Here is a 24,884-nt window from a genome sequence, read left to right as displayed (position 1 = left end):
CGGGCTCCCGCACGACCCACCGGACGGTCGGCCGCGCGGGAGGGACCGCTCAGATGTCGCGGAAGGTCTCGATGCGCGCGCCGAGCTTATTCAGGCGCTCGGCGAGGTCCTCGTAGCCGCGGTTGATGACGTAGACGTTGCGCAGCACGGAGGTGCCCTTCGCGGCGAGCATCGCCAGCAGGATCACGACCGCCGGACGCAGCGCGGGCGGGCACACCAGCTCCGCGCCGGACCAGCGGGTGGGCCCCTCGAGGAGCACGCGGTGCGGGTCCATGAGCTTCACGTTCGCGCCGAGCTTGGTGAGCTCGGTGAGGTAGATCGCGCGGTTCTCGTACACCCAGTCGTGCAGCAGCGTCTGCCCCTGCGCGGTCGCCCCGATCACGGCGAAGAAGGGCAGGTTGTCGATGTTCAGGCCCGGGAAGGGCATGGGGTGGATCTTGTCCGCCGGGGCGCGCAGGTCGCTGGGATGGGTGGTGATGTCCACCAGGCGGGTCTTCCCGTTCTCCGCCAGGTACTCCTCGGAGCGGTCGTAGCGCAGGCCCATCTCCTCCAGCAGGGCGAGCTCGATCTCCATGAACTCGATCGGCACGCGGCGCACGGTGATCGAGGAGCGGGTGACGATCGCGGCGGAGATCAGGCTCATCGCCTCGATCGGGTCCTCGCTCGGGGCGTAGTCGACGTCGGTCGAGATCGAGGAGGTGCCGTGGACGACCAGGGTGGTGGTGCCGATGCCCTGGATCCGCACGCCGAGCTTCTCGAGGAAGAAGCACAGGTCCTGGACCATGTAGTTCGGGCTCGCGTTGCGGATGATCGTCTCGCCCTCGTACAGGGCGGCGGCCAGCAGGGCGTTCTCCGTGACGGTGTCGCCGCGCTCGGTGAGCACGATCGGGCGGGTCGGGCCGGTGCCGACGGCGGTGGTCGCCTGGTAGTTGTGGTCGGTCGCGACGACGTCCAGGCCGAAGTGGCGCAGCGCCGTCATGTGGGGCTCGACGGTGCGCGTGCCCAGGTCGCAGCCCCCGGCGTAGGGGAGCTGGAACTTCCCCGCGCGGTGCAGCAGCGGTCCCAGGAACATGATGATCGAGCGGGTGCGGCGCGCGGCGCCCTCGTCGATCGAGCTGAGGTCGAGGGTCGCGGGGACGCGCAGCTCGAGGTCGCCCAGCTCGTTCAGCCAGGTGGCCTTCACGCCGATGGAGGTCAGCACCTCGAGCAGGCGGTTGACCTCCTCGATGCGGGCGACCTTGCGCAGCACGGTGGTGCCGGTGTTCAGCAGCGAGGCGCACAGCAGCGCGACGCCGGCGTTCTTGGAGCTCTTCACGTCGATCGCGCCGGAGAGCGTGGTCTCGCCGTGCACGCGCAGGTGGCTCGGGCCCGAGGTGCCCATGCCCACGATCTCCGAGTCCAGGGCCCTGCCGATCCGGGAGATCATCTCCAGGGTGAGGTTCTGCTGGCCCTTCTCGATGCGGTTGATCGCGCTCTGGCTGGTGCCGAGGGTCGTGGCGAGCTGGGCCTGCGTGAGACCGGACTGCTGGCGCGCGTCGCGCACCAGAGCGCCGATCCGGGGGAGGAACTCCGTGGTCTCAGTCATGCGCCGACAGTAACTCATAGATGAGATACGAGCAGGTCGCGGCCGGTGCGTTCCTGGTCACGTCGGCCGGCGCCGCGCCCTGATCAGGCGCCGAGCAGCACCGGGAGGTCCTCGACGTGTCCTCCCACCCGGTAGGAGACGGCCGGATCGTAGGGCGCGAAGCGCAGCGGCATCCCGGCCTCCGCGGGGGTGCGGTCCGCCTTGCGGTTGTTGCACCCCTTGCACGCCGAGACGAGGTTCGTCCAGGAGGAACGACCCCCGCGGGAGACGGGCAGGATGTGGTCCACGGTGGCCAGCAGCGACTCGCACGCCGGCGCGCGCGAGACGCTGCGGCCGCAGTACGCGCAGGTCCAGTGGTCCCGCTCGTGGACCGCGCGATAGCTGAAGCCGACGGAGCGGCGCCCCGCCCCCTCGACCCAGGCGCCGCTCAGCTCGCGGGTGAGCTCGAGGGCGAGGGGCACGATCCGCTCGTCGACCACCGTGAACTCGACGGGTACGGCGACCTCGCGCCGGATCATCCCCATCGCGTGGCGCACGGTGGTGGTGTGCAGCAGCTCGCCGATCCCGGTCCCCGGGTCGTAGCCGAGGTTGTAGACCCTGACCTGCGGCATCGCATCGCCTCCTTCCCGTCGTCGTCGAGGTGCGACGGCCCGGGAGCGCTGGAGGGGCTCGAGGACCGAGCACGTGCATCGTCCCCCGCCGGGGCGGGCGGGTCCATCGGATTCTCGCGGGCTCGCACGACGGGAGGGTGACGACCGCCTGCACAGCGCGCGAACAGCACGTGCCGCGCTCTACGATCGAGGCCCCACCACAGCGAGGAGCGGGCATGAGCGTGGAGCACCTGGAGCTGGTCGCGGTCGCGGCGGCGCGGGGCTGGCCTGGTCCGGGATGCGCGGCGTCGTCACCCTCGCCGCGGCCCAGTCCCTGCCGATGGACTTCCCCTACCGCTCCCAGCTCGTGCTCATCGCCTTCGTCGTCGCGCTCGTGACCCTGGTGGTCCAGGGCGGGACCCTTCCGCTGCTGATCCGGGTGCTCGGCATCCGGGGGACCGACGAGGAGGCGGCCCGGCGCGAGCTGTCCCTGCTGATCGCGGAGCTGCAGGAGGCCGCGATCGGTCAGGTCCTGGACAACCCCGAACTGCGTCGTCGCGACGGAGGTCGCTTCGACGCCGAGGTGCTCGAGGAGGTGCGGGAGAGGTTCGGGCGGCCCCTGCCGGGCTCGTCCGGGGGCGCAGCCCCGGACCCCCGCACGGCCCAGCGCCCGGAGCTCGTCCAGCTGCTGGCCGAGGTGCAGCAGGACGCGCTCGACGAGGCGCGGTCCCTCGGTGCCTACGACTCCGGGACCATCGCCCGCGCGCAGAAGCTGCTGGACGCGGGGTCGCTCCGGCGCGGCGGCCTCTGAGCGCTGGAATCCCCGGCGGCGGGACGGCATGCTGGGGGAATGGCGCAGCAGGAGCAGGGACGGGAGGAGCGGGACCGAGTGCTGTCCGAGTACGGGGCCTGGCGCCTGCGGACCGACGAGGACGCCCCCGCGCTGGAGGAGGTGCGCACCCTCGAGACCTTGCTGCGGCTGAAGGCCGAGCGGCTGGGGAGCCCGGAGGTGGGGCTGTGGACCGCCTCACTCACCCGGGAGCTGCTGACCGAGGTGGTGCCCCGCACCGTCGTCCAGCCGCGCGAGCAGCTGATGGACATGGTGCCGGTGCTGCGCCGCCTGATCGACTTCCTCGTCGAGACCGGCCGATGGGCGCCCGGCTCGATGCGAGGGGCCGAGGCGCCGGCGCTGCTGCACGATCTCGAGTTCGCCGCGCTCGAGGCCGCCGACGATCCCACCCGCCGCTCCTTCTCCACCAACGTGCTGGGCCACGGGCTCTCGCTCGGGGTGGACCTCGAGGACGAGGAGGCGCTCGCGGACTACCTGCACTGGTTCCACTCCCTGCCCGACGCGGAGCGCCTGGCCGTCTCCGGCACCGGCCGGCTCGCGCAGCCCTCGACGCCCTTCGACCCGCTGCTCGAGCGCGCGCTGCGCCGCCGCGACGAGGCGGAGGAGCGGGACTGGCCCTGGTTCCTGCCGGCCCTCGAGGACGACGGCGAGCCGCTCGGCGAGCTCGCCGAGCAGGAGGGCGTCGGCCTCTATCTCGACTGCCCCCTGGTGCGGCGGGCCGTGGGCGTCCTGGAGGTGGTCGGCGAGGGACGGCGCGCGACCGCGACCGGCGCGCCGGGGAGGGAGACCACCGCGGAGCTGCTCGAGCACCTCGGCCTCGACGGCGGCGCCCGCAGCCTCTGGGACCGGCCGGAGCTGGCCGGGGTGTGGACCACGCTGCTGGACGGCGGCTGGCTCGAGCTCGCGGACGGCCGGGTCCGCGCCGCCGTCGGCCCGGTCCCGGCGACAGCGCCGGAGGACGCCGAGGGCTTCGTCGAGTTCGGGCACGCCCTGATCACCGCCGCGCTGCTGGGCCGTCAGACCCGCGGCGCCGAGGACGGCGGGTTCCGCGGCATGCCCGACACCATCGCGGCGCTCCTGGTGGCCTGCGGGGACGAGGGGCTGCGCCTCCCGCCCGGGCCGGAGCTGCCGCCCCCGGAGCACGAGCCCCGCGCCCTCGCGCGGCTGCTGCACGTCATGCACGACCTCGGCGACCTCGCCGACTGCGGGGTGCTCACCCACGAGGAGGGCGTGTTCCGCGGCGGCCCGGCGGTGATGCTCGCGCTCGTCGGCCTGCTGCGCCGCGACGGGGAGGCGGACCGGACCGACCGGCCCTGATGCCATACGGCGGCCGGGGAATCCAGGACACGCGTCATCGTCGCCGGGACCCCGCCGCTCTACGGTGACTCCATGGCAACCTCCGAAGCGCGCCCCCCGCCGGTCCTCGACAGCTGAGGACCGGGCGGACCGTCTCCGACAGCACGGGAGCCGCCCCACCCGGAGGTGGAGCGGCTCCCCAGAGATGCGCGCGTGAGCGGGGTCGGTCAGCGCACCCCGCGCATGGCCCGACCGACGGGCTTCGCGACCAGCAGCATGAGCACCCCGATCGCGATGGTCACAGCGCCGAGCACGCCGAAGTAGCCCACCTCGTTCTCCGCGGAGTAGAAGCCCGCCAGCGCGCCGGAGAGCGCGGTGCCGAGCGCCACGGAGAGGTTGTACAGCGCCATCATCATCACCGGGTACGACCGCGGCGCGAGCTTCGTGGCCAGCGAGAGGCCGACGGGGGAGAGCCACAGCTCGCCGACGGTCGCCACCAGCATGATCATCGCGATCCAGAGCACCGGCACCGAGACGACGGCGGCCATCGGCAGGAACAGCAGGAAGGCCGAGCCCATCAGGATGATGCCCACGCCGAACTTGCGCGGGGTGATCGGCTGACGGGTGCCGAGCTTCGTCCACAGCGCCGCCATCACCGGGGCGAGCACGATGATGAAGAACGGGTTGAAGGACTGCACCCACGAGATCGGCATCTCCCAGCCGAGGATCTCGCGGTTCAGGCGCGTGTCGGAGTACAGGGTGATGACCGTGAACTGCTGCTGGAACAGCGCGAAGAACGCGGCCGTGCCGATGAACAGCGGGATGAAGGACACCACGCGCGAGCGCTCGTCGGAGTCGAGCTTCTTCGAGGCGAGCAGGATCGCGAAGATGACGACGGCGCCGACGACGGCGAGGGCCGCGACGACGGTCGCGAGGTTCTGGGCGTTCAGCACGCCGGTCGCGGCGAGCACTGCCACGAGGGCCACGGCGCCGACGGCGATCAGGGCCCACAGGGGTCGCTGCGCGCGGGGCAGCGGATCCGGGACGGTGTGCACGCTCGCAGGAAGTCCCTTGCGGGTCAGCACGTACTGCAGAAGGCCGATCGCCATGCCGACCGCGGCGAGGCCGAAGCCGAGGTGGAAGCCCCACTGCTGCTGGGCGATGCCCGTCACCAGCGGACCGAGCAGGCCGCCGATGTTGATGCCCATGTAGTAGATCGAGAAGCCGGCGTCGCGGCGCGGGTCGTCCCGCGTGTACAGCGCGCCGACGAGGGTCGCGGCCGTGGACTTCAGACCGCCCGAGCCCACGCCGACCAGCAGCAGGCCGAGGCCGAGGCCGACCACGCCCGGGACCAGCGCCAGGGCGATGTGGCCGAACATGATCATCACGGCGGAGCCGAAGAGGGTCTTCTCCGGGCCGAGCAGGCGGTCGGAGACGAGCGCGCCGAGGATCGAGAAGAGGTAGACGGAGCCGCCGTAGGCGCCGACGATGCCGAGGGCGGTGCCCTCGTCGATGCCGAGACCGCCGTCGGTCGCGGCGAAGTACATGTAGATCGCGAGGATGCCCTGCATGCCGTAGAAGCTGAAGCGCTCCCACAGCTCGACGCTGAACAGGTTCGCGAGCGGGCCGGGCTGGCCCATGAAGGTGCGGCCGCTGGGGTTGTGCGCCTCGGGCGTGTCGGCGGGGTCCACGGCGACCCCGGCGGCGTCGCCGGGCGTCCACTCAGGGGGATGGACGGAGGGGTCTGGAGGTGTCGGAGAATTCACGGTCATTCATCCTGCGCCTCACCCGTTCACGGTGCAACGCAGGGACCGGGCGATGTGAGCAGTCCATCCCATCCCGCTGAGCAGAATGCGGGATCCGATCCCTCAGACTGATGGATCCTGTGCCCGCCCCGGGGCGGGGGCGAGGCTCGGCAGCTCCCGGATCCCGAACTCCGATCGCAGCACGCGGGAGGCCGCGTGCAGCCCCGCCATCCCGTGCACGCCCGGCCCCGGAGGCGTTGCCGAGGAGCACAGGTACCAACCGGTGCGGCCCAGGCGGTAGGGGTCCGGCAGCGGGGTGGGCCGCGCGACCATCCGCGCCATCGTCACCCTGCCCTGGGAGATGTCGCCGCCGACGAGGGCGGGGTTGTGGTGGATCATCTCCGCCGCGGGCACGGCGCGGGAGGCGACGACGAGGTCGCGGAAGCCGGGGGCGAAGCGCTCGATCTGCGCGGTGACGCGCTCGGTCGGGTCGGTGCGGTCCCCGGCCGGTGCATGCGCATAGGCCCACAGCGGTCGCAGCCCGTCCCGGACCCGGCCCGGGTCGACCACGGCCGGGTCGCTGACCAGGGTGAGAGGACGGTCGGGGAAGCGCCCGGAGGCGACCTCCGCCTCGGTGCGGGCCATCTCGGCGCGGGTGCCGCCCAGATGCTGGGTCCCGGCACGGCCGACGTCGGGATCCCGCCACGGCACCGGCCCGGAGAGCACGAAGTCGACCTTCGCGGCGCCGTCCCCGTAGGGGACCCTCCGCAGCATCGCCTCCAGGGGGCGGGGGAGACGGTTGGTGAGGACGTCCGCGGCGGCGGGCGCGGGGATGTCCAGCAGCACGGCGCGGGCCGGGGGCACGTCCCGCCAGGTCCGCACATGGTGCCCGGAGGTCACGGTCCCGCCGTGGGCGCGCAGGTCCGCCACCAGCGCGTCGACGATCGCCTGGGAGCCGTCGACGGGGATCGGCCAGCCCACCCCGTGCGCGATGGTGCCCAGCAACGAGGCGGTGGCGCCGAGCGCGAGGGAGGGCAGCTGTCCGATCGCGTGCGCCGCCACCCCGGTGAGCAGGGCGCGGGCGCGCTCGGTGCGGAAGGGGAGGTCCCAGGCCGGGGACCCCTGGAGGGCGAGCAGCGCACCGAACAGCGGGGCGGTGCGCAGGGTCCGCGGGGTCAGCAGCGCGGAGGGCACCGAGCGCTTGTCCCCGAGGGCGAGCTCGACGACGAGGTCCTGGTCGCGGGAGAGCGTGCCCAGCAGCGCGCGCCAGGCCGGCCCGTCGGCGCCGAGGCCGTCGGCGGTCCGCTCCACGTCCCGCCAGGCGATCGCGGCGGGGGCGTCGTCGAGCGGCTGCGCGTAGGAGGCCTCGGGGGCGATCGCGCGCACGCCGCGCGCGGCGAGGTCGAACTCCGCGAAGAAGGGGCTGGCGAGCGCGAGGGGGTGCACCGCGGAGCAGAGGTCGTGGACGATGCCGGGCGCGAGGCCCAGGTCGAGGGTGCGCGCCCCGCCGCCGATCGTCTCCTGCGACTCGAGGACATGGACCGTGAGGCCGGCCCGGGCCAGGGTGACCGCGGCCGCGAGACCGTTCGGGCCGGAGCCCACGACGACGACGTCCGTCTCTGCGGCGGGCGAGGTGCTCATGCGTGCCAGCCTAGTGGGCCGCGCCGCGACAGGGCAGGGCGCACGTCCCGAGGCGCGGACGGGAGCCCGGCACGGATTTACGTAATGCGTAAGTAGCGTAATGTGGAGGGCATGCAGACCACCACCGCCCAGTCGCCGTCCGCCGAGGCGCCCGCCGCGCGCCGTCCCCGGGCGCCGCGCCCCCAGGCAGTGCTCGAGGTGCTGGGCAAGACCCGCATCTCCCCGCGCCTGCTGCGCCTCACCCTCGGCGGCGAGGGATTCACCACCCTGCACCGCAACGAGCAGACCGACGCGTACGTGAAGCTCCTCCTTCCCGCACCCGGCTCCGGTCTGCAGCCCCCGTACGACCTCGACGCCCTGCGCGCGGAGAGCCCCGAGCTGCTCCCGACCCGCCGCACCTACACCGTGCGCCGCTGGGACGATGCGGCGCAGACGATCGAGATCGACGTGGTCCTGCACGGCGAGTCCGGCGAGGACGACCACGGCGTCGCCGCCCGCTGGGCCGACGAGGCCCAGCCCGGCGACCTCATCGCCATGAACGGCGCCGGCGGCGGCTGGTCGCCCGCGGCGGACGCGACGAGCCACCTGCTCATCGGCGACCACGCCGCGCTGCCCGCGATCGCCGCCGGCCTCGAGGCGATGGACCCGGACGCCCGAGGTCTGGCCCTGATCCACCTGGACCACGAGGAGGACCGCCTCGAGCTCGAGCACCCCGAGGGCGTCGAGCTGCGCTGGGTGCTCGGCGCGCGCGAGCAGCTGCTCGACGAGGTCGCGGCGCTGGACCTCTCGGACCACGAGGGCCTGGACGTCTTCTGCCACGTCGAGCGCGGCATCACGAAGCGGCTGCGCCGTCTGCTGGTCAAGGACGCCGGCATCCCCCGCGAGCAGATCTCGATCTCCGCCTACTGGGCGCTGGGACGCATCGAGGACCAGTTCCAGGCCGAGAAGCGCGAGCCCATCGGGGCTATCGACTGAGCGACGTACTGCGAGGGACGAGCGGTAGGAGCTCAGTCAAGAGGGACGGAGTCTGAGCGACGTACTGCGAGGGACGAGCGGTAGGAGCTCAGTCAAGAGGGACGGAGTCTGAGCGACGTACTGCGAGGAACGAGCGGTAGGAGCTCAGTCAGGTGAGCGGAGTTTGACACGGCGCGGCTGACACCGCGCCACACTTCGTCACGTTTCTCGCCGCGCCCGCCCGCGCCGCCGCACGATGGACCGCACAGGACGGACATCGAGCACGGCAGGGAGGCGCCATGAGCACCGCAGGCATCCACGCGGGCTGGACGCGGGCAGACACGCACCGCGCCCTCACCCCACCGATCTACGCCTCGAGCGCCTACGCGCAGACCAGCCACTCGTCTCTGCGCGCCCTGTTCGAGCGCCGCGCCGACGGCTTCGCCTACTCCCGCTCGGGGAACCCCACCACCGAGGTCCTCGAGCAGCGGATCACGGCGCTCGAGGGCGGGATCGGGGCGATCGCCGTCGCCTCCGGCCAGGCCGCGACGACGATCGCGCTGTGCGCCCTCGCGGCTCCCGGCGGGCACGTCGTCGCCTCCTCGCGCCTCTACGGCGGCACCACCGAGCTGCTCGACGACACCCTCGCCGACCTCGGCGTGACCACCACCGTGGCGGACCCCTGGGACCTCGAGGCGTGGGAGGCGGCGTTCACCCCGCGCACCCGCGCCGCGATCGTCGAGTCGATCGCGAACCCGGGAGCGCAGCTGCTGGACCTCGACGCCCTCACCGCCATCGCCCATGCCCATGACGTCCCGGTGATCGTCGACTCGACCCTCGCCAGCCCCGCCCTCTACCGTCCCGGCGACCACGGCGCCGACGTCGTCGTCCACTCCGCCACGAAGTACCTGTGCGGCCACGGCACCACGATCGCGGGCCTGATCGTGGACACCGGACGCTTCGACCCGCGGCGATGTCCCGAGCGCTGGGAGCGCCTGACCACCCGCAACCGCCGCTTCGGCGTCACCTTTGCCGACGAGTACGCGCGCGGCGGCTCGGGGCTGCTCGCCTACGCCCGCGCCAAGTACGTCACCGATCTCGGGGCGACCCTGCCCGCGACCAGCGCCCAGCAGATCCTCGTCGGCATCGAGACGCTCGACCTGCGCCTGCGCAAGATCAGCACCGATGCGACCGCGCTCGCTGGACGTCTCGCCGCCGCCTGCGAGGTGGCCGAGGTGCACCATCCCTCTCTCCCCGGCCGGCCCGACCGGCATCTCGTCGCCCGGGACTTCCCCCGCGGCACCTCGGGCGTGTTCTCGATCGACCTGCACGGCGGCGAGGACGCGGCGGCGGCCTTCTGCGACGCGCTGGAGCTGTGGTCCCTCGCCGTGAACCTGGGCGATGCCCGGTCGCTCGTCTGCCATCCGGCGAGCACCACCCACTCCCATCTCACCCCGGCCCAGCGCGAGGCCTGCGGGGTGAGGGAGGGGACCGTGCGGCTCAGCGTCGGCCTCGAGGACCTCGAGGACCTCTGGGCGGACCTCTCCCGCGGGCTCGACGCCGCCCGCGCCGTGCTGCCGGAGGTGCGCGCCGTCCCGGCGTGAGCCTGCTCGCCTCCGGGAACACCGCAGGCCGCAGCCGGGTTGAGCCGGACATGGAACTCCTCGACGCCGTCGTGATCGGGGCCGGGCAGGCCGGCCTCTCCGCCGCCTACCACCTGCGCCGACGCGGTATGGAGGACGTCGTCGTGCTCGACGCCGAGGACGGGCCCGGCGGGGCCTGGCGCCACCGCTGGGACAGTCTCACCATGGCCACCGTCAACGGGATCCGCGAGCTGCCCGACGCCCCGGCCCCGGAGGTCGGCGGCGACGTCCCCGCGAACATCGCGGTGCCCGACTACTTCGCCGAGTTCGAGGCGCGGACGGGGCTCGCGATCCGTCGGCCCGTGCGCGTCACCCGTGTCGAGGACGATCCGGCGGGTGCGGGGCAGCGGCAGGGGCCCCTCCTGGTCCGCGCGGTCGGGGCCGACGGACGGGCGCTGCCCGTGCTGCGCACCCGTGCGGTGCTGAACGCGACCGGCACCTGGACCCGGCCCTTCGTGCCCGCCCTCCCCGGCGCGGCGGAGTTCCGCGGCCGGCAGCTGCACACCGCCGAGTACGTCGCCGCGGACGAGTTCGCCGGGCAGCGGGTCGCGGTGGTCGGCGGCGGGATCAGCGCGCTCGGCCACCTGCAGGAGATCGCCGAGGTGGGCGAGACCCGCTGGTACACGCGCCGCGAACCGATCGTCCGCGAGGACGAGTTCACCGAGGAGGCCGGGCGCGAGGCCGTCGCCGGGGTATGGGACGCGGTGCGGGAGGGGCGCCCCGTCGGCAGCGTCGTCTCCCACACGGGGCTGCTGTGGACCCCGGCGCTGCGCCGCGCCGCATGCCGCGGGATCCTGGACCGTCGGCCGATGTTCTCCCGGATCGTGCCGGGCGGCGTGATCGAGGCCGACGGGACGCGCACCCCGGTGGACGCGATCCTCTGGGCCACCGGGTTCCGGCACGAGCTGCGCCACCTGCGACCGCTGGGACTGACCGGCCCGCTCGGCGGGATCGCGATGGACGGCACCGCCGTCGCCGTCGATCCCCGCATCCACCTCGTCGGCCACGGCCCGGGCGCCTCCACGATCGGGGCGAACCGTGCCGGGCGCGCGGCCGTGAACCGCCTGGTCAGCGACCTCGAGGCCGGGCTCGGCGCCTCCCTCGACCGGGAGCTCGTCCGCGCCTAGGGTGGCGCCATGGATGCTCCCACCGCCCTTCCCCCGCTGCCCGAGGACGGACTGCAGCGCGTGCTGTGCGTCGTCGCGCATCCCGACGACATGGAGTACGGCGCCTCCGCCGCCGTCGCCGCCTGGACCGCCGCAGGCGTGGAGGTGACCTATCTGCTGCTGACCCGCGGCGAGGCCGGAATGGCGGAGCCGCCCGAGATCGTCGCGCCGCTGCGCGAGTCGGAGCAGCGCAGCGCCTGCGCACAGGTGGGCGTCGAGGACCTGCGCCATCTCGACCACCCCGACGGGATGCTCGAGCACGGCCTGGTGCTGCGCCGCGACATCGCCCGCGTGATCCGGCAGGCGCGCCCCGACCTGGTGCTCACCGCGAACTTCGAGGTCGAGGCGTACGGCGGGCTGAACCAGGCCGACCATCGGGTCGCGGGCCTCGCCGCCGTCGACGCCTGCCGCGACGCCGCGAACCCGTGGGTGTTCCGCGAGCTGGCCGAGCAGGAGCACCTCGCGCCCTGGAGCACGAGGACGCTCGCGGTGGCCGGGCACCCCGCCCCCACCCACGCCAAGCCCGTCGGACAGCGCGAGGTCGACGCCGCGGTCGCCTCCCTGCACGCGCACGAGGCCTATCTCGCGCACGTCACCGACCATCCCGTCCCGGAGGAGTTCATCCCGGAGATCCTCCGCCAAGGCGGCGCCGCCGCGGGCACCGAGCACGCCGTCGTGCTGCGCGTGCACGAGCTCTGAGCGCGGGACCGAACGGTCGGCCGCCCCCTGGCCGCCCGGCGTGCAGGCTCCTACGGTGGGGAGGTCAGGCAGGATCCGCCACGGAAGGACGCTCCCATGACCACGACCATGCACGACGGACTCTCCCTCGAGCAGGTCCGCGAGCTCGCCGCCCAGCTGCGGGTCGACTCGATCCGCTCCTCGACCGCCGCCGGCTCGGGACATCCCACCTCCAGCCTGTCCGCCGCTGACCTGCTGGCCGTCCTCATGTCGCGCCACCTGCGCTACGACTGGGACGACCCCGACGCCCCCGGCAACGACCACCTGATCTTCTCGAAGGGACACGCCTCACCCCTGCTGTACTCGGTGTTCCGGGCGGCCGGCGTCGTGTCCGAGCAGGAGCTGCTGGAAGGCTACCGACGCTTCGGCCAGCGGCTCGAGGGGCACCCCACCCCTGTCCTGCCCTGGGTCGACGTCGCCACCGGCTCGCTCGGGCAGGGACTGCCCGACGGCGTCGGCATCGCTCTGGCGGGCGCGAAGCTCGAGCAGGCCCCGTACCGGGTCTGGGTGCTCGCCGGCGACAGCGAGCTCGCCGAGGGCTCGATGTGGGAGGCCCTCGCGACCGCCTCCCACTACGGCCTCACGAACCTGGTGACCATCGTCGACGTGAACCGGCTCGGCCAGCGCGGCGAGACCGCGCTGGGATGGGACATGGACACCTATGCCGCCCGTGTCGAAGCATTCGGCGCGGAGGCGGTCGTCGTCGACGGACATGACGTCGAGGCGATCGACGCCGCCCTCGCCCGTGCCGACGATGACCTCGAGCGGCCGCTGGTGATCCTCGCCCGCACCGTCAAGGGCAAGGGGATCCCCGGGGTCGAGGACGAGGAGGACTGGCACGGCAAGCCGATGCCCGAGGACCGCGCCGAGGAGGCGATCGACGCGCTCGGCGGCGTCCGCTCGCTGCAGGCGCGCGGCCCCCGACCGCCCGAGGTCGAGCGCCCCGCCCCGTCGCGCGGGCCGGTCGAGCTGCCGACCTTCGAGGTGGGGGAGGAGCTCGCCACCCGCAAGGCCTACGGTCCCGCCCTGGTCGCACTCGCGGACGCCGATCCGCGGGTGGTCGCGCTCGACGGGGAGGTCTCGAACTCCACCGGCGTCGCCGACTTCGTCCAGGCGCATCCCGAGAGGTTCTTCGAGATGTTCATCGCCGAGCAGCAGATGGTCGCCGCCGCGACCGGGCTGGCCGCCCGCGGGTACATCGCCTACGCCTCGTCCTTCGCGGCCTTCCTCAGCCGCGCCGCGGACTTCATCCGCATGGCCCCCGTCTCCCGGGCCGACCTGCGACTGGTCGGCTCGCACGCAGGGGTGGAGATCGGCGCCGACGGCCCCTCCCAGATGAGCCTGGAGGACCTCGCCATGATGGCGGCGACGCAGGGCTCCACGGTGCTGTACCCGAGCGACGCGACCTCGACCGCCGCCCTGGTCGCGGCGATGGCGGACCTGCACGGCGTCAGCTACCTGCGGACCACCCGCGGCGGCTACCCGGTGCTCTACGGCCCCGAGGAGGAGTTCCCCGTCGGCGGGTCCAAGACCCTGCGCCGCAGCGCGCACGACGCGGTCACCCTCATCGGCGCCGGCGTGACGCTGCACGAGGCGCTCGGCGCGGCCGAGGCGCTGGCCGAGGAGGGCGTGCAGGCCCGCGTGATCGACGCGTACTCCGTCAAGCCGATCGACGCCGAGGGCATCCGCGCGGCCGTCGCCGAGACCGGCGGGCGCGTGGTGGTGGCCGAGGACCACCATCGCGAGGGCGGGCTGGGTGCCGCGGTACTCGCGGCGCTGGCCGCCGAGCCGCTCGCCGACCTGCACCTCGAGCACCTCGCGGTCGACGGGGTGCCGGGCTCCGGCACCACCGCGGAGCTGCTGGACTGGGCCGGCATCGACGCCGCGCACATCGCGCGCGCGGCGCGAACGGTGCTGGAGGGCTGAGCCTCCTGCACAGGGGCGGCGGGACTGTGCTCAGCCGTCGGCCGCGACGTCGTCGGCCGACCCCCGCCGTCCCAGGCGTAGCTGGTCCATGTCCTCCAGCTCGCGGCCCTTCGTCTCGGGCACCCAGCGCGCCACGAACAGCAGGCTCAGCAGTGCGAAGGCCGCGTACAGGCCGTAGGCGAAGCTCAGACCGATCTCCGAGAGCGTCGGGAAGGTCGCCGAGACCGCCCAGTTCGCGCCCCACTGGGCCGCGGCCGCGACCGCGAGGGCCGAGGCGCGGATCCGGTTGGGGAAGATCTCGCCCAGCAGCACCCAGACCAGCGGACCCCACGTGGTGCCGAAGAACATCACGAAGGCGTTGGCGCTGATCAGCGCCACGGTCGACCACGGATCGGGCAGCGAAACCGACTCCGCCCCGGCCGCCGTCTCCCCGAACGAGAAGGCCAGCGCCATGAGTCCCAGCGACACCGCCATTCCCGCCGAGCCGACGAGCAGCATGACGCGTCGGCCCACCCGGTCCACCAGCAGGATCGCGATGATCGTCGCAACGATGTTCATCACCGAGGTGATGGTGGAGGTCAGCAGCGCCTGCGACTCGTCGAAGCCGACCGACTGCCACAGCGTGGTCGAGTAGTAGAAGATCACGTTGATGCCCACGAGCTGCTGGAACAGCGACAGCGCGATCCCCAGCCACACGATCGGCAGCAGCCCGAAGCGGCCGCCGAGCAGGTCCCGCAGGCTCTCCCTGCTCTCCCGCTCCAGGGAGTGGCTGATCTGCTCGATCTTGAGGTTCACGTCGAGCTCGCCGGTGAAGTCGTAGAGCACCTTCGAGGCCTTGTCCCGCTCGCCCTTGCCGATGAGATAGCGCGGCGACTCCGGCAGGAACAGGGCCATCACGCCGTAGACCGCGGCGGGCACGGCCTCGATAATGAACATCCAGCGCCAGGCGGCGACCCCGAACCAGTAGGACTCCGCGGCGCCGCCGGCGGTGTTCGCGATCACCGCATTGGACAGCAGCGCCGCGAAGATGCCCAGCACGATCGCGAGCTGCTGCAGCGAGCCGAGGCGCCCGCGGTATCTCGCGGGTGCGACCTCGGCGATGTAGGCCGGGGCGATGACGCTCGCGGCGCCGACGCCGAGCCCGCCCACGAGGCGCCACACGATCAGGTCCCACACCCCGACGGCGAGCCCCGAGCCGATCGCGGAGACGAAGAACAGGATCGCGGCGATGACCATCACCGGAATGCGGCCGAAGCGGTTGGCGAGGGAGCCCGCGAACCAGGCGCCCACGGCGCACCCGAGCAGCGCGGAGGAGACGGCGAAGCCGGTCAGGCCCGCCCCGAGCGAGAACTCCGCGGAGAGGGCACCGACCGCGCCGTTGATCACGGAGGTGTCGAAGCCGAAGAGGAAGCCGCCGACGGCCGCGGCGATGCTGATCCCGACCACCTTCGGGTTGAGGGTCTGTGCGGGTGCGCTCATGGGGACCATCTCCTCGGGTCGGCGTCCGACGCATCGTCCAGGTGCTGGTCACCGTACACCTCCGGGGGCGGGCGAGGGCTGCCGCTCACCCGCTGCGTCGCACCTGCTCCGCGTAGTCGTCGAGGATCGCCAGGAGACCGCGGTGCTGCCAGACGCGGTTCCTCGTGCGACCGGTCGCCTCGTGCAGGACCCCAGCCTCGGCGAGCTGGGCGAGGGCGCGCTGGGCCGACATCGCGGGGACCTCGAGCACGTCCCGCAGGTGGGCGGCGGTGACGATCGGCTGCCCGACCAGCAGCGGGAGCACCCGCCAGGCGAGGGCGTGGCGGCGCAGCCCGGCCAGGCGCTCGCGATCCTCGTCCAGCTGTGCGGAGAGGTCGTCCACCAGCCGGGTCCCGGTCACGGCGGCGAAGCGCGCCGCCCGCGCGAACTCCTCGACGATCGGCCGGGCGTCGCCGACGCGATAGGCCGTCAGCGCCGCGGTGTACGCCTCCAGATCCGTGAGCAGCCCGGCGGAGACGGGCGCGGTGGTGCTGGTCAACCCCTTGCCCGCGAGCATCGCGTGGACCAGCGCTCGGCCCGTGCGGCCGTTCCCGTCGGTGAAGGGGTGGATCGTCTCGAACTGCGCGTGCGCGAGCGCGGCGTGCAGCAGGATCGGCAGGTCCTCGCGGGCGAGGAAGCCGACGAGGTCCTCCATCGCGGCGGGCACGTCCTCCGCCTCCGGGGCGATGTGCGCGGCGCCGAGCGGGCTCCGTCCGCTGCGGCCCACCCACACCAGCTGCGCACGGAGGCGCCCGGCGTCGGCGCCCCCGGCGAGCAGCTCCGCATGCATGGCCAGCACGGCGTCGAGATCGAGCGCGTCGGCGAGACGCAGCGCCGCCTCCATGGTGCGCACGTTCGCGACCACCGCGCGGGCATTCGCGCTGCGGGACTCCTCGAGCTCGGCGAGGGCGAGCTGGCGGGCGCCGACGGTGAGGTCCTCGATCTGCGAGGAGGAGGCCGATTCGGTGCGCAGCAGGATCGCGCTCATCGGCCCGAGCGCCGGGCTGTCGCTGCCGAGACGGGCGAGGGCGTGCGCGTCGAACGCGGTCAGGGCCTGCTCGGCGTCGGCGACGTCGGCCGCGAGGTCCCCGGGCAGCGCGAGCGCGAGCGGCGCGTCCCCGGCGAGCCGTGCCGGGAGCGTCGCCTCGTAGGGGCCGGAGCCGCGGGAGCGCGCCGCACGGGAGGCGAGCCCGTCGTCGGGCACGCTCCACCGGCCCGGGCGGCGGCCGACGGGCGGCACGGGAAGCGGTGCGCGATCTGTGCTCACCCCGCCAGTGTAGTAACACTTCCCGCAAAAAGTGTTACTACCGTGCGGTCGTGATCACCGTTGCCCGGCCCGCGACGGGCGGTCAGGCCTCGTCGGAGGCCTCCGCCTCGAGCCTCTCGAGCTCCTGCTCGGCCACGGCCGGGTCGAGCTTGACGAAGATCGGGGTCGGCTTCACGACGGTCTGCCCCACGGTCACCGGGCGGTGCTCCCAGGCGGGCACGGCCGTGTAGTCGCCGGTGATGATCGGGTAGCCCGGGCCGCCGTCGAGGTCCTCGACCTCGTCGATGCGGGGCATCGGGGCGATCTCCCGGCCCCCGCCGAGCGCCTTCTCCACGGCGTTGGCCGAGTGGGGGAGGAAGGGGGCGAGCATCGTGTTGAGATCGGTGACCGCCTGGGCGAGCACGTGCAGCACGGTGAGCAGGCGCGGACGCTGCTCCTCGGCCTTCATCTTGAACGGCTCTGTGCGGGAGACGTAGGCGTTCGCCTCGCCCACCAGGCGCATGATCTCCGCGATCGCGGCGCGCTGGCGGTGACTCTCGATGAGCTTCCCGACGGTCGTGAAGCCCGTGCGGATCTGGTCGAGCAGCGCGGTGTCGACGTCCTCGAGCTCGCCGGCGGCCGGGATCTCCCCGACGTTCTTCGCGATCATCGCGGCGGTGCGGTTGACGAGATTGCCCCAGCCGGCGACCAGCTCGTTGTTGGTGCGGGAGACGAAGTCGACCCAGGTGAAGTCCGCGTCGTGGTTCTCGGGGCCCGCGGCGGAGATGAAGTAGCGCAGCGCATCGGGCTGGTAGCGCTCGAGCACGTCGCGCACGTAGATGACGATCCCCTTGGAGGAGGAGAACTTCTTGCCCTCCATCGTGAGGAACTCGGAGGAGACGACCTCGGTGGGCAGGGTCAGCTCGCCGAAGCGGCCGGGCTCGCCGCCCTTGTCGCCCTCGCCGTTCTGGGCGATCATCTCCGCCGGCCAGATCTGCGAGTGGAAGACGATGTTGTCCTTGCCCATGAAGTAGTAGGCGAGGGTCTCGGGATCGTTCCACCAGCGGCGCCACGCCTCGGGGTCCCCGGAGCGGCGCGCCCACTCGATCGAGGCGGAGAGATAGCCGATCACCGCGTCGAACCAGACGTACAGGCGCTTGTTCGGCTGGTCCTCCCAACCCGGGACCGGGATCCCCCAGTCGATGTCGCGGGTCATCGCACGGGGCTTGATGTCCTCGAGGATGTTCTGGCTGAACCGGATCACGTTCGGGCGCCACAGCCCGGTCGCCTCCCGCTCGTCGAGCCAGCGGCCGAGCTCCGCGGCGAGCGCCGGCAGGTCGAGGAACCAGTGCGAGGTCTCGATGAACTCCGGGGTCTCGCCGTTGATGCGGGAGACCGGGTCGATGAGATCCGTCGGGTCCAGCTGATTGCCGCAGTTGTCGCACTGGTCGCCGCGCGCGCCGCCCGCGCCGCAGATCGGGCAGGTGCCCTCGATGTAGCGGTCGGGGAGGGTGCGGCCGGTCGACGGGGAGATCGCGCCCGAGGTGGTCTGCTCGATCATGTAGCCGTTGTCCCGCACGGCGACGAACATGTCCTGCACCACCTGGTAGTGGTTGCGGGTCGTGGTGCGGGTGAACAGGTCGTAGGACAGGCCGAGCGCGACCAGGTCCTCGACGATGAGCCGGTTGTTGCGGTCGGCGAGCTCGCGGGCGGAGATGCCCTCCTTGTCGGCCTCGACGAGGATCGGCGTGCCGTGCTCGTCGGTGCCGGAGACCATGAGCACGTCGTGGCCCGCCATCCGCATATAGCGCGAGAAGACGTCGGAGGGGACGCCGAAGCCGGCGACGTGGCCGATGTGGCGGGGACCGTTGGCGTACGGCCAGGCGACCGCGGACAGGACTGTGCTCATGGGATCCGATTCTAGGGGAGGCGGGGCGCGGCGCGTTCCGTCCCCGATGCCCGGTGCAGCACCGCGTGCCATCCGCACCTCGCCGCGGCCTCGACGTGACGCGGCGAGTCGTCCAGGAACGCGATCCGCTCCGGCGGGATCTCCTCGCCGAGCACCCGGCCGATCCGGGCCCTCGCCCGGGCGAAGGCCTCCGGATCGGGCTTGGCGGCGCCGAGGTCCGCGGTATTCAGCAGGAACCGGCCGTCCTCGCCGACGACGTCCTCGAGCCCGAGCGCGGCGAGCTCCTCGGGGACGCGGTCGGTGCCGTTGGTGAGGACGAACACTGCGGTGCCGGCGGCACGGAGGTGGAGCAGCATCGTGCGCACGCGCTGATCGACCACGGCCGGGGTCCCTGCCCAGCGGTCCACGGCCTCGCGGGCGGCTGCGGGGTCGCTGCCCGCCCCGACGAGCTGCTCCGCGGCGAGCTCTCGCCACCGCGCATGGGTGCCGCGCCCGCGGACCACGTCGTCGAGGTAGGGATGGCCGAGCACCGCTCGGAAGCTCGTCCCGTCCGGGGTTCCCGTCATCGCGTCGAGCTCGTCCCACAGCGATGCGTCGAAGACCCGCAGCACGCCGTCCAGGTCCGAGACCACGACCCGGATCCCGTGCTCGGCGACGAGCTCTCCCAGGGCGAGCAGGGAATCGGTGTACGTCGTGTCGTCGGAGGACATCCGGTCATCGTAGGCGCGGGGTGCGGCGTCGGGGCCGACCACGACGGCGCCGCCGCCGTCGGCCCGACTCCTCAGGAGCTCCCCGCGCTCTCCCCGGAACGCCCACGACGTCTCGCGAGGACCTGCGCATCGCGCGACGAGACTGGGCGGATGACCCCTGACCGTGTCCCCTTCACCCCGCTCGAGGAACGGATCGACCGGTGGGCGCAGCGCCGCACCTCGGCCCTCGCGACCGCGGGCGGGACGAGGCGGGCCCGCCACGTCGAGCTCGTCGTGTTCGGCCTCAAGCAGGCCTGGGCGTGCGTGTTCGGAGCGGTGATGCTCGTGCTGCTGGTGACCGCGCGAATGCTGTACCCGGACGATGCGCCGCTCGCTCGCGCCGACGCGCTCGTCCTCGCGGCGGTCGCGGTGCAGGTCGCGATGCTCGCCCTGCGCCTGGAGAGCCTGCGGGAGATGGGCGTGATCGCCCTCTTCCACCTGGTCGGGACCGCGATGGAGGTGTTCAAGACGGCGGTCGGATCCTGGGCCTACGAGACCGACGGACTCCTGCGGATCGGCGAGGTGCCGCTGTACACAGGGTTCATGTACGCGGCCGTCGGCTCCTACATGGTGCGCGTGATGCGCCTGTTCGACCTGCGCTTCACCCGCTACCCGCCGCTGCTCGCGACCGCTGCGCTGGCAGCGGCGATCTACGCGAACTTCTTCACCCACCACTACCTGCCCGACGCCCGCTGGGTGCTGCTCGCGGCGACGCTGCTGCTCTACGGGCGGTGCGCGATGTCGCTGCGCGTCCATCGCCGGGCGCCCTGGCGGCGGATGCCCGTGATCGCCGCCTTCCTCGGCGTCGCGGGGCTGCTGTGGATCGCGGAGAACGTCGGCACCGCCGCCGGGGCGTGGATCTACCCGCATCAGCGCGCGGGCTGGGAGCTCGTGCCGGCCTCGAAGCTCGTCTCCTGGCTGCTGCTGATGATGGTGTCGGTCGTGCTCGTCACGCTCGTGCATCGGCCGCGGAGGCCGGAACGGGCTCAGTGATGCATGCCGGTGCGGCCGAGGGTGGTCTGCGCGGTCGCACCGGGGCGCGTCCACTGCGCCGCCGGCCGTCCCGTCGGCCCCCAGGTGGGGTTCCCGTCGACGTCGGTGCGCCAGAACCAGCAGGCGTCGCGCTCGGCGATGCGCCCCGCGGGCATGTCCTGCCAGGCCTCGCGCCGGCCGAAGGCGGTCAGGTCCAGCAGTGCGAGGGTCGGATCGGAGATCTCCGTGCCGCGCCCGGTGATCGCGTAGGTGAGGAAGACGCGGTCGCCCTCGCGCACGTAGCACTGCAGGTAGCCCATGTCGCCGCCGATCGGCGGGGCCGTCTCCCGCACCGAGAACCACGGCTCGGTGTAGCCCATGAACGCCACGAACGGCGCGACCTCCTCCCAGGCGCCGGTGGTGAGGATCGCGAAGGACACGCCGGCGGCGCGCAGGTAGGACGCGTCGTGCAGATGCCAGGCGGTCATCGTGCAGCCCTCGCACTGGCCCTGGTGCGGCGCGCCGTCCCACCACATGTGCTGGTAGACGAGCAGCTCGTCGCGCCCCTCGAAGAGGCTGCGGAAGGGGACGGGGCCGTCGGCCCCCACCACCGTCGCGTCGCCGTCGACCTCGAGCATCGGCATGCGGCGGCGCTTCGCGGCGAGGGCGTCGCCGGCGCGGGTGTGCGCCTTCTCCTCGAGCAGCAGCTCGGCGCGGGCGGCCTCCCAGGCCTCCCGGTCCACCACCTCGGGCAGGCCGGGACCGGGAGCGCCGGCGCCGTCGGCAGGAACGTCGTCGGCAGGAATCCTGTGCGGACGGTCGGTCATGTCGCCTCCAGCGGATCGCGCGTCGGACGGCGGTGCCCGGCGCGCTCCACCACGAGTCAAGCACCGCTCGAGGCTCGGGGGAAGGCCTCCGGCGTCGACCGGGCGGAAATCGCGTGACAGCGCCGCCGGGTCGCTCCTACGGTGGCCCCATGACGACCTGCTTCCTCGGCACCTGCGCCATCGCGCGCCCCCGCGCCCGCCGCTGACGGCGGCGCCCCTCCACCACCCCGCGCTGCCGTCCGGACCTCCACCGGGCGGCGATCCGCCGTGCCCGGTGACACCCACCACCGGAAGGCACCCGAACCATGTCCCAGCGGACCACCTCTCATCTCCGCGCCCGCGAGCTGCAGCTCTCGCGCGGCGGGCGCGTCCTCCTCACCGGCATCGACCTGACCCTCGTCCCCGGAGCCGTGCTCGCCGTGGTCGGCGAGAACGGACGCGGCAAGACCACCCTCCTGGACGCGCTGGCCGGGACGCTCGAGCCCGACGCCGGCACCGTGGAGCGCCACGGCGCCCTCGGCATGGTGCGCCAGGAGCTCGCCACCGCCGACGCCGACGGCCCCCGCACCGTCGGCGACCTGCTCGATGCGCTCCTCGCCCGGCCCCTCGCCGCGCTGCGCGAGCATGACGCCGTCGCCGACGCGCTCGCCGACGGCACCGCCGAGGCCGCGCGACGCTACGACGACGCCCTCGCCCGGGTCACCGCCCTGGACGCCTGGGACGCGCCGCGGCGGCTCGAGGTCGCCCTCGAGGAGGTCGGCGCCGTCACCGACCGCGACCGCGAGCTGACCGCTCTCTCGGTGGGGCAGCGGTACCGGGTGCGGCTGGCCGGCGTGATCGCCGCCCGCGACGAGATCCTGCTGCTCGACGAGCCCACCAACCACCTCGACGCGAGAGGACTCGCGCACCTCACGCGGGTTCTGCGCGAGCACCCCGGCGCGGTCGCCCTGGTCTCCCACGACCGGGCGCTGCTGGAGGACGTCGCCACCTCCGTGCTCGACCTCGACCCCACCGAGGACGGACGCCCCCTGCTCGTCGGCGGCGGGCTCGCGGAGTGGGAGCAGGCCCGGCGCCGCGCGCGCACGGCCTGGGAGGAGGCCTACCGCGCCCAGCAGGAGGAGCAGCGTCGCCTCCAGGAGGGAGCCGATGCGGCCCGCTCGCGCCTGTCGACCGGATGGCGACCCGACAAGGGCACCGGCAAGCACCAGCGGCAGTCCCGCGCACCGGGCACCGTCCGTGCCCTGAACGACCGGCTCGCCCGGCTCGAGGAGCACCGCCTGGACGTGCCGCCCCCGCCGCCGAGGCTGTCGCTGCCGGACTCGGGCACGTCCGCCGGGACCCCGCTGCTGCGCGCCGACGGCGTGCGGGTGGACCGGGCCGATGGGCGCCGGGCCGATGCGAGCAGGGACGATGCGGACTCCGTCGGTGCGGACCGCACCCCGGACCCGTCGGCCCCGCCCCGGCTGCCCGAGACGACGCTGCGCCTCGAGGGCGGGGATCGCCTGCTCGTCGTCGGGCCCAACGGCGCCGGGAAGACGACGCTGCTGCGGGTGCTCGCGGGCGACCTCGCGCCGGACGCAGGGGCGGTCCGGGTGCTCGGCCGTGTCCGCCTGGCCCTCCTCGCCCAGGAGGACGAGCGACAGGAGCCGCGACGCGGCAGCCCGGGGGACCGGCGACGCCGGGCCCTGTCCCGGCTCTTCTCCGAGCGGCCCGACGTGCTGCTTCTGGACGAGCCCACCAACCACCTCGGCATCAGCGGAGTCGACGACCTGCTGGAGGCGCTCGAGCGCACCCCGTCGGCCGTGGTCGTCGCCAGCCACGACCGCACCGTGCTGCGCCGCCTGGCGCACTGACCGCGCCTCGATCTCGGCGAGGCGGCGCGGTGCGCGGACGGGCGAGCGGGAGTCGATACGCTGTGACCATGAGCAACGAAGGACTCGCCGCAGCGCAGCAGAAGATGAAGGACGCCGGGGTCGCGCAGACCGCGATCGACGTCTTCTCCCACTACTACGGGCAGCTCGAGGAGGGGGTGACCGGCACGATCCCCGAGGACACGATCGAGCCGTACCTGGATCCCACCCACCTCGACGACGTGAAGATCGACGTGGCCGAGGCGAAGAAGGTCTTCGACAAGCTCGCGATCATCAACCTCAACGGCGGCCTCGGCACCTCCATGGGGCTGGACCGGGCGAAGTCGCTGCTGCCCGTGCGGGACGGGAAGAGCTTCCTGGACCTCATCGTCGAGCAGGTCCTCGCCGCCCGCCGCGGCACGAACTCGCGCCTGCCGCTGATCTTCATGAACTCCTTCCGCACCCGCGAGGACACCCTCGAGGTGCTCTCGAAGTACCCCGACCTGCCCGTCGGCGACCTGCCGCTGGACTTCCTGCAGAACAAGGAGCCCAAGCTCCGCACCGACGACCTCACCCCCGTCAAGTGGGAGGCGGACCCCGACCTCGAGTGGTGCCCGCCCGGTCACGGCGACATCTACACCGCCCTGCAGACCTCGGGCCTGCTTCAGCAGCTGCTCGACGCCGGCTTCAAGTACGCCTCGGTCTCCAACTCCGACAACCTCGGCACCGTGCCGAGCCCGGTGCTCGCCGCCTGGTTCGCCTCCACCGGCGCGCCCTACGCCGCCGAGCTGTGCCGCCGCACCCCCGCGGACCGCAAGGGCGGCCACCTCGCGGTGCGGAAGTCCGACGGGCGGCTCATCCTGCGCGACACCGCGCAGACCCCGACGGAGGAGATGGACTACTTCACCGACGAGCACCGCCACCCGTTCTTCCACACCAACAACCTGTGGTGGGACCTCGAGCAGCTCGACGCGATCCTCAAGGAGCGCGACGGCGTCATGGGGCTGCCGCTGATCCGCAACGAGAAGACCGTGGACCCCTCCGACAAGTCCTCCACGCCCGTCTACCAGATCGAGTCCGCGATGGGCGCCGCGATCGAGGTGTTCGACGGCGCGACCGCGATCGTGGTGGGCCGCGACCGGTTCCTGCCCGTGAAGGCCACCAGCGACCTGTTCCTGATCCGCTCCGACGCCTACGCGCTCGACGAGCGCAACGCCCTGGTCCAGCAGGTTCAGAGCGTGCCGTCGGTGTCCCTGGAGTCCGGCTCCTACAAGCTGATCCAGGACTTCGAGCTTCGCTTCCCTCAGGGCGTGCCCTCGCTCAAGGAGGCCACGAGCCTGGACGTGCAGGGCGACTGGACCTTCGGGGCCGACGTCGCCGTGGTGGGCGAGGCCGTGCTCGGCGAGGAGGGCGGCGAGGTGCCCGAGGGCGCCCGCGTCGGCACCCCCGCCGCCGGCTGACCCGGCCGGGCGGGGGCCGTCGGCTCCGGGCCGGCTCGCACCGAACCAGCCGCCTCGTCGGCCCCGACCGAGCCGCCGCCCGTCCGCTGGCACGTCGAGTGGCAGGTTTCGACCGGTATCACTGAGGCCGCTTCAGTCGGTGAGTGCGACCGTGGTGATCAGTTCGTCGAGTGTCTCACTGGGGGTGGCGCCGTCGAGGATGACTCGGGGTCTTGCGTT

Annotated in this window: 19 protein-coding genes; 10 read left to right on the top strand and 9 right to left on the bottom strand. The window is 73.1% G+C overall.

The genetic code is table 11. The annotated features are described in order from the left end of the window. Positions 1–49: 49 nt before the first annotated feature. Positions 50–1,585 carry a UDP-N-acetylglucosamine 1-carboxyvinyltransferase gene (locus DEU31_RS13880; RefSeq protein WP_010551739.1) on the bottom strand — a complete coding sequence of 512 codons (1,536 nt, stop codon included), beginning with the start codon at positions 1,583–1,585 and terminating at the stop codon, positions 50–52. Between the two features lie 83 nt (positions 1,586–1,668). After that, positions 1,669–2,196 (bottom strand): HNH endonuclease, encoded by a 528-nt coding sequence (locus DEU31_RS13875; protein ID WP_133677572.1) that lies wholly within the window; start codon positions 2,194–2,196, stop codon positions 1,669–1,671. A 277-nt stretch (positions 2,197–2,473) separates the two neighbouring features. On the opposite strand from DEU31_RS13875, the gene DEU31_RS13870 reads away from it, so the two are divergent. Together DEU31_RS13870 and DEU31_RS13865 are read left to right on the top strand one after the other, a co-directional pair. Continuing rightward, the gene (locus DEU31_RS13870; protein WP_208109992.1) at positions 2,474–2,986 is read left to right on the top strand and encodes a hypothetical protein; all 513 of its coding nucleotides are present in this window, start codon (positions 2,474–2,476) and stop codon (positions 2,984–2,986) included. Between the two features lie 39 nt (positions 2,987–3,025). Next, positions 3,026–4,342 carry a hypothetical protein gene (locus DEU31_RS13865; RefSeq protein WP_243733848.1) on the top strand — a complete coding sequence of 439 codons (1,317 nt, stop codon included), beginning with the start codon at positions 3,026–3,028 and terminating at the stop codon, positions 4,340–4,342. Between the two features lie 206 nt (positions 4,343–4,548). On the opposite strand, the gene DEU31_RS13860 is transcribed toward DEU31_RS13865, so the two are convergent. Then, positions 4,549–5,961 (bottom strand): oligopeptide:H+ symporter, encoded by a 1,413-nt coding sequence (locus DEU31_RS13860; RefSeq protein WP_239639383.1) that lies wholly within the window; start codon positions 5,959–5,961, stop codon positions 4,549–4,551. A gap of 228 nt (positions 5,962–6,189) precedes the next feature. Beyond that, positions 6,190–7,707 (bottom strand): NAD(P)/FAD-dependent oxidoreductase, encoded by a 1,518-nt coding sequence (locus tag DEU31_RS13855; RefSeq protein WP_133677571.1) that lies wholly within the window; start codon positions 7,705–7,707, stop codon positions 6,190–6,192. Between the two features lie 111 nt (positions 7,708–7,818). Between DEU31_RS13855 and DEU31_RS13850 the strand changes: the two genes are divergently transcribed. The 5 genes from DEU31_RS13850 (at position 7,819) to DEU31_RS13830 (ending at position 14,134) form a co-directional block, all read left to right on the top strand. After that, a complete protein-coding gene (locus DEU31_RS13850) occupies positions 7,819–8,682 on the top strand; it encodes a siderophore-interacting protein (RefSeq protein ID WP_166649521.1) in 864 nt (287 codons plus the stop codon). A 278-nt stretch (positions 8,683–8,960) separates the two neighbouring features. Then, positions 8,961–10,265: a PLP-dependent transferase gene (locus DEU31_RS13845; protein WP_133677569.1), complete on the top strand. Its 1,305-nt coding sequence runs from the start codon at positions 8,961–8,963 to the stop codon at positions 10,263–10,265. Between the two features lie 50 nt (positions 10,266–10,315). Next, positions 10,316–11,431: an FAD-dependent oxidoreductase gene (locus DEU31_RS13840; RefSeq protein ID WP_166649520.1), complete on the top strand. Its 1,116-nt coding sequence runs from the start codon at positions 10,316–10,318 to the stop codon at positions 11,429–11,431. A gap of 9 nt (positions 11,432–11,440) precedes the next feature. After that, positions 11,441–12,169: a PIG-L deacetylase family protein gene (locus DEU31_RS13835; RefSeq protein WP_133677567.1), complete on the top strand. Its 729-nt coding sequence runs from the start codon at positions 11,441–11,443 to the stop codon at positions 12,167–12,169. A gap of 96 nt (positions 12,170–12,265) precedes the next feature. Continuing rightward, positions 12,266–14,134, top strand: a complete 1,869-nt coding sequence (locus DEU31_RS13830; protein ID WP_133677566.1) for a transketolase — start codon at positions 12,266–12,268, stop codon at positions 14,132–14,134. Positions 14,135–14,164: 30 nt separating this feature from the next. Here the strand turns inward: DEU31_RS13830 and DEU31_RS13825 are convergent, their stop codons facing one another. From DEU31_RS13825 to DEU31_RS13810, 4 genes are all read right to left on the bottom strand, one after another. Next, the gene (locus tag DEU31_RS13825) at positions 14,165–15,622 is read right to left on the bottom strand and encodes a sugar porter family MFS transporter (RefSeq protein WP_133677565.1); all 1,458 of its coding nucleotides are present in this window, start codon (positions 15,620–15,622) and stop codon (positions 14,165–14,167) included. A 76-nt stretch (positions 15,623–15,698) separates the two neighbouring features. Then, positions 15,699–16,919 (bottom strand): Fic family protein, encoded by a 1,221-nt coding sequence (locus tag DEU31_RS13820; protein ID WP_029360814.1) that lies wholly within the window; start codon positions 16,917–16,919, stop codon positions 15,699–15,701. 82 nt (positions 16,920–17,001) lie between these two features. Then, positions 17,002–18,807: a methionine--tRNA ligase gene (gene metG, locus DEU31_RS13815; protein WP_010551726.1), complete on the bottom strand. Its 1,806-nt coding sequence runs from the start codon at positions 18,805–18,807 to the stop codon at positions 17,002–17,004. Between the two features lie 11 nt (positions 18,808–18,818). Continuing rightward, positions 18,819–19,517 (bottom strand): HAD-IA family hydrolase, encoded by a 699-nt coding sequence (locus tag DEU31_RS13810; RefSeq protein ID WP_133677564.1) that lies wholly within the window; start codon positions 19,515–19,517, stop codon positions 18,819–18,821. A gap of 150 nt (positions 19,518–19,667) precedes the next feature. Between DEU31_RS13810 and DEU31_RS13805 the strand changes: the two genes are divergently transcribed. Beyond that, entirely contained in the window at positions 19,668–20,549 is an 882-nt protein-coding gene (locus DEU31_RS13805) for a DUF817 domain-containing protein (protein WP_133677563.1), read from the top strand. Here the strand turns inward: DEU31_RS13805 and DEU31_RS13800 are convergent. Beyond that, entirely contained in the window at positions 20,543–21,355 is an 813-nt protein-coding gene (locus DEU31_RS13800) for a DUF899 family protein (RefSeq protein WP_200716731.1), read from the bottom strand. The genes DEU31_RS13805 and DEU31_RS13800 overlap by 7 nt on opposite strands. Positions 21,356–21,660: 305 nt before the next feature. Between DEU31_RS13800 and DEU31_RS13795 the strand changes: the two genes are divergently transcribed. Together DEU31_RS13795 and DEU31_RS13790 are read left to right on the top strand one after the other, a co-directional pair. After that, positions 21,661–23,208, top strand: coding sequence for an ATP-binding cassette domain-containing protein (locus DEU31_RS13795; protein WP_133677562.1), 1,548 nt, complete (start codon positions 21,661–21,663; stop codon positions 23,206–23,208). Between the two features lie 68 nt (positions 23,209–23,276). Beyond that, positions 23,277–24,665 carry a UTP--glucose-1-phosphate uridylyltransferase gene (locus DEU31_RS13790; protein WP_133677561.1) on the top strand — a complete coding sequence of 463 codons (1,389 nt, stop codon included), beginning with the start codon at positions 23,277–23,279 and terminating at the stop codon, positions 24,663–24,665. Positions 24,666–24,884: the final 219 nt, after the last annotated feature.

Source organism: Brachybacterium sp. AG952, assembly GCF_004362645.1.
Taxonomy (GTDB): Bacteria; Actinomycetota; Actinomycetes; order Actinomycetales; family Dermabacteraceae; genus Brachybacterium; species Brachybacterium conglomeratum.
The sequence above is the reverse complement of the archived record's forward strand: the minus strand, read 5'-3'. Positions and strand labels throughout refer to the sequence as shown.

What these genes read in the sequence shown, in the direction of transcription:
- DEU31_RS13880 (WP_010551739.1), bottom strand. Translation starts at nt 1,585, where the DNA reads ATGACTGAGACCACGGAGTTCCTCCCCCGGATCGGCGCTCTGGTGCGC.
- DEU31_RS13875 (WP_133677572.1), bottom strand. Translation starts at nt 2,196, where the DNA reads ATGCCGCAGGTCAGGGTCTACAACCTCGGCTACGACCCGGGGACCGGG.
- DEU31_RS13870 (WP_208109992.1), top strand. Translation starts at nt 2,474, where the DNA reads ATGCGCGGCGTCGTCACCCTCGCCGCGGCCCAGTCCCTGCCGATGGAC.
- DEU31_RS13865 (WP_243733848.1), top strand. Translation starts at nt 3,026, where the DNA reads ATGGCGCAGCAGGAGCAGGGACGGGAGGAGCGGGACCGAGTGCTGTCC.
- DEU31_RS13860 (WP_239639383.1), bottom strand. Translation starts at nt 5,961, where the DNA reads ATGGGCCAGCCCGGCCCGCTCGCGAACCTGTTCAGCGTCGAGCTGTGG.
- DEU31_RS13855 (WP_133677571.1), bottom strand. Translation starts at nt 7,707, where the DNA reads ATGAGCACCTCGCCCGCCGCAGAGACGGACGTCGTCGTCGTGGGCTCC.
- DEU31_RS13850 (WP_166649521.1), top strand. Translation starts at nt 7,819, where the DNA reads ATGCAGACCACCACCGCCCAGTCGCCGTCCGCCGAGGCGCCCGCCGCG.
- DEU31_RS13845 (WP_133677569.1), top strand. Translation starts at nt 8,961, where the DNA reads ATGAGCACCGCAGGCATCCACGCGGGCTGGACGCGGGCAGACACGCAC.
- DEU31_RS13840 (WP_166649520.1), top strand. Translation starts at nt 10,316, where the DNA reads ATGGAACTCCTCGACGCCGTCGTGATCGGGGCCGGGCAGGCCGGCCTC.
- DEU31_RS13835 (WP_133677567.1), top strand. Translation starts at nt 11,441, where the DNA reads ATGGATGCTCCCACCGCCCTTCCCCCGCTGCCCGAGGACGGACTGCAG.
- DEU31_RS13830 (WP_133677566.1), top strand. Translation starts at nt 12,266, where the DNA reads ATGACCACGACCATGCACGACGGACTCTCCCTCGAGCAGGTCCGCGAG.
- DEU31_RS13825 (WP_133677565.1), bottom strand. Translation starts at nt 15,622, where the DNA reads ATGGTCCCCATGAGCGCACCCGCACAGACCCTCAACCCGAAGGTGGTC.
- metG (WP_010551726.1), bottom strand. Translation starts at nt 18,807, where the DNA reads ATGAGCACAGTCCTGTCCGCGGTCGCCTGGCCGTACGCCAACGGTCCC.
- DEU31_RS13810 (WP_133677564.1), bottom strand. Translation starts at nt 19,517, where the DNA reads ATGTCCTCCGACGACACGACGTACACCGATTCCCTGCTCGCCCTGGGA.
- DEU31_RS13805 (WP_133677563.1), top strand. Translation starts at nt 19,668, where the DNA reads ATGACCCCTGACCGTGTCCCCTTCACCCCGCTCGAGGAACGGATCGAC.
- DEU31_RS13800 (WP_200716731.1), bottom strand. Translation starts at nt 21,355, where the DNA reads ATGACCGACCGTCCGCACAGGATTCCTGCCGACGACGTTCCTGCCGAC.
- DEU31_RS13795 (WP_133677562.1), top strand. Translation starts at nt 21,661, where the DNA reads ATGTCCCAGCGGACCACCTCTCATCTCCGCGCCCGCGAGCTGCAGCTC.
- DEU31_RS13790 (WP_133677561.1), top strand. Translation starts at nt 23,277, where the DNA reads ATGAGCAACGAAGGACTCGCCGCAGCGCAGCAGAAGATGAAGGACGCC.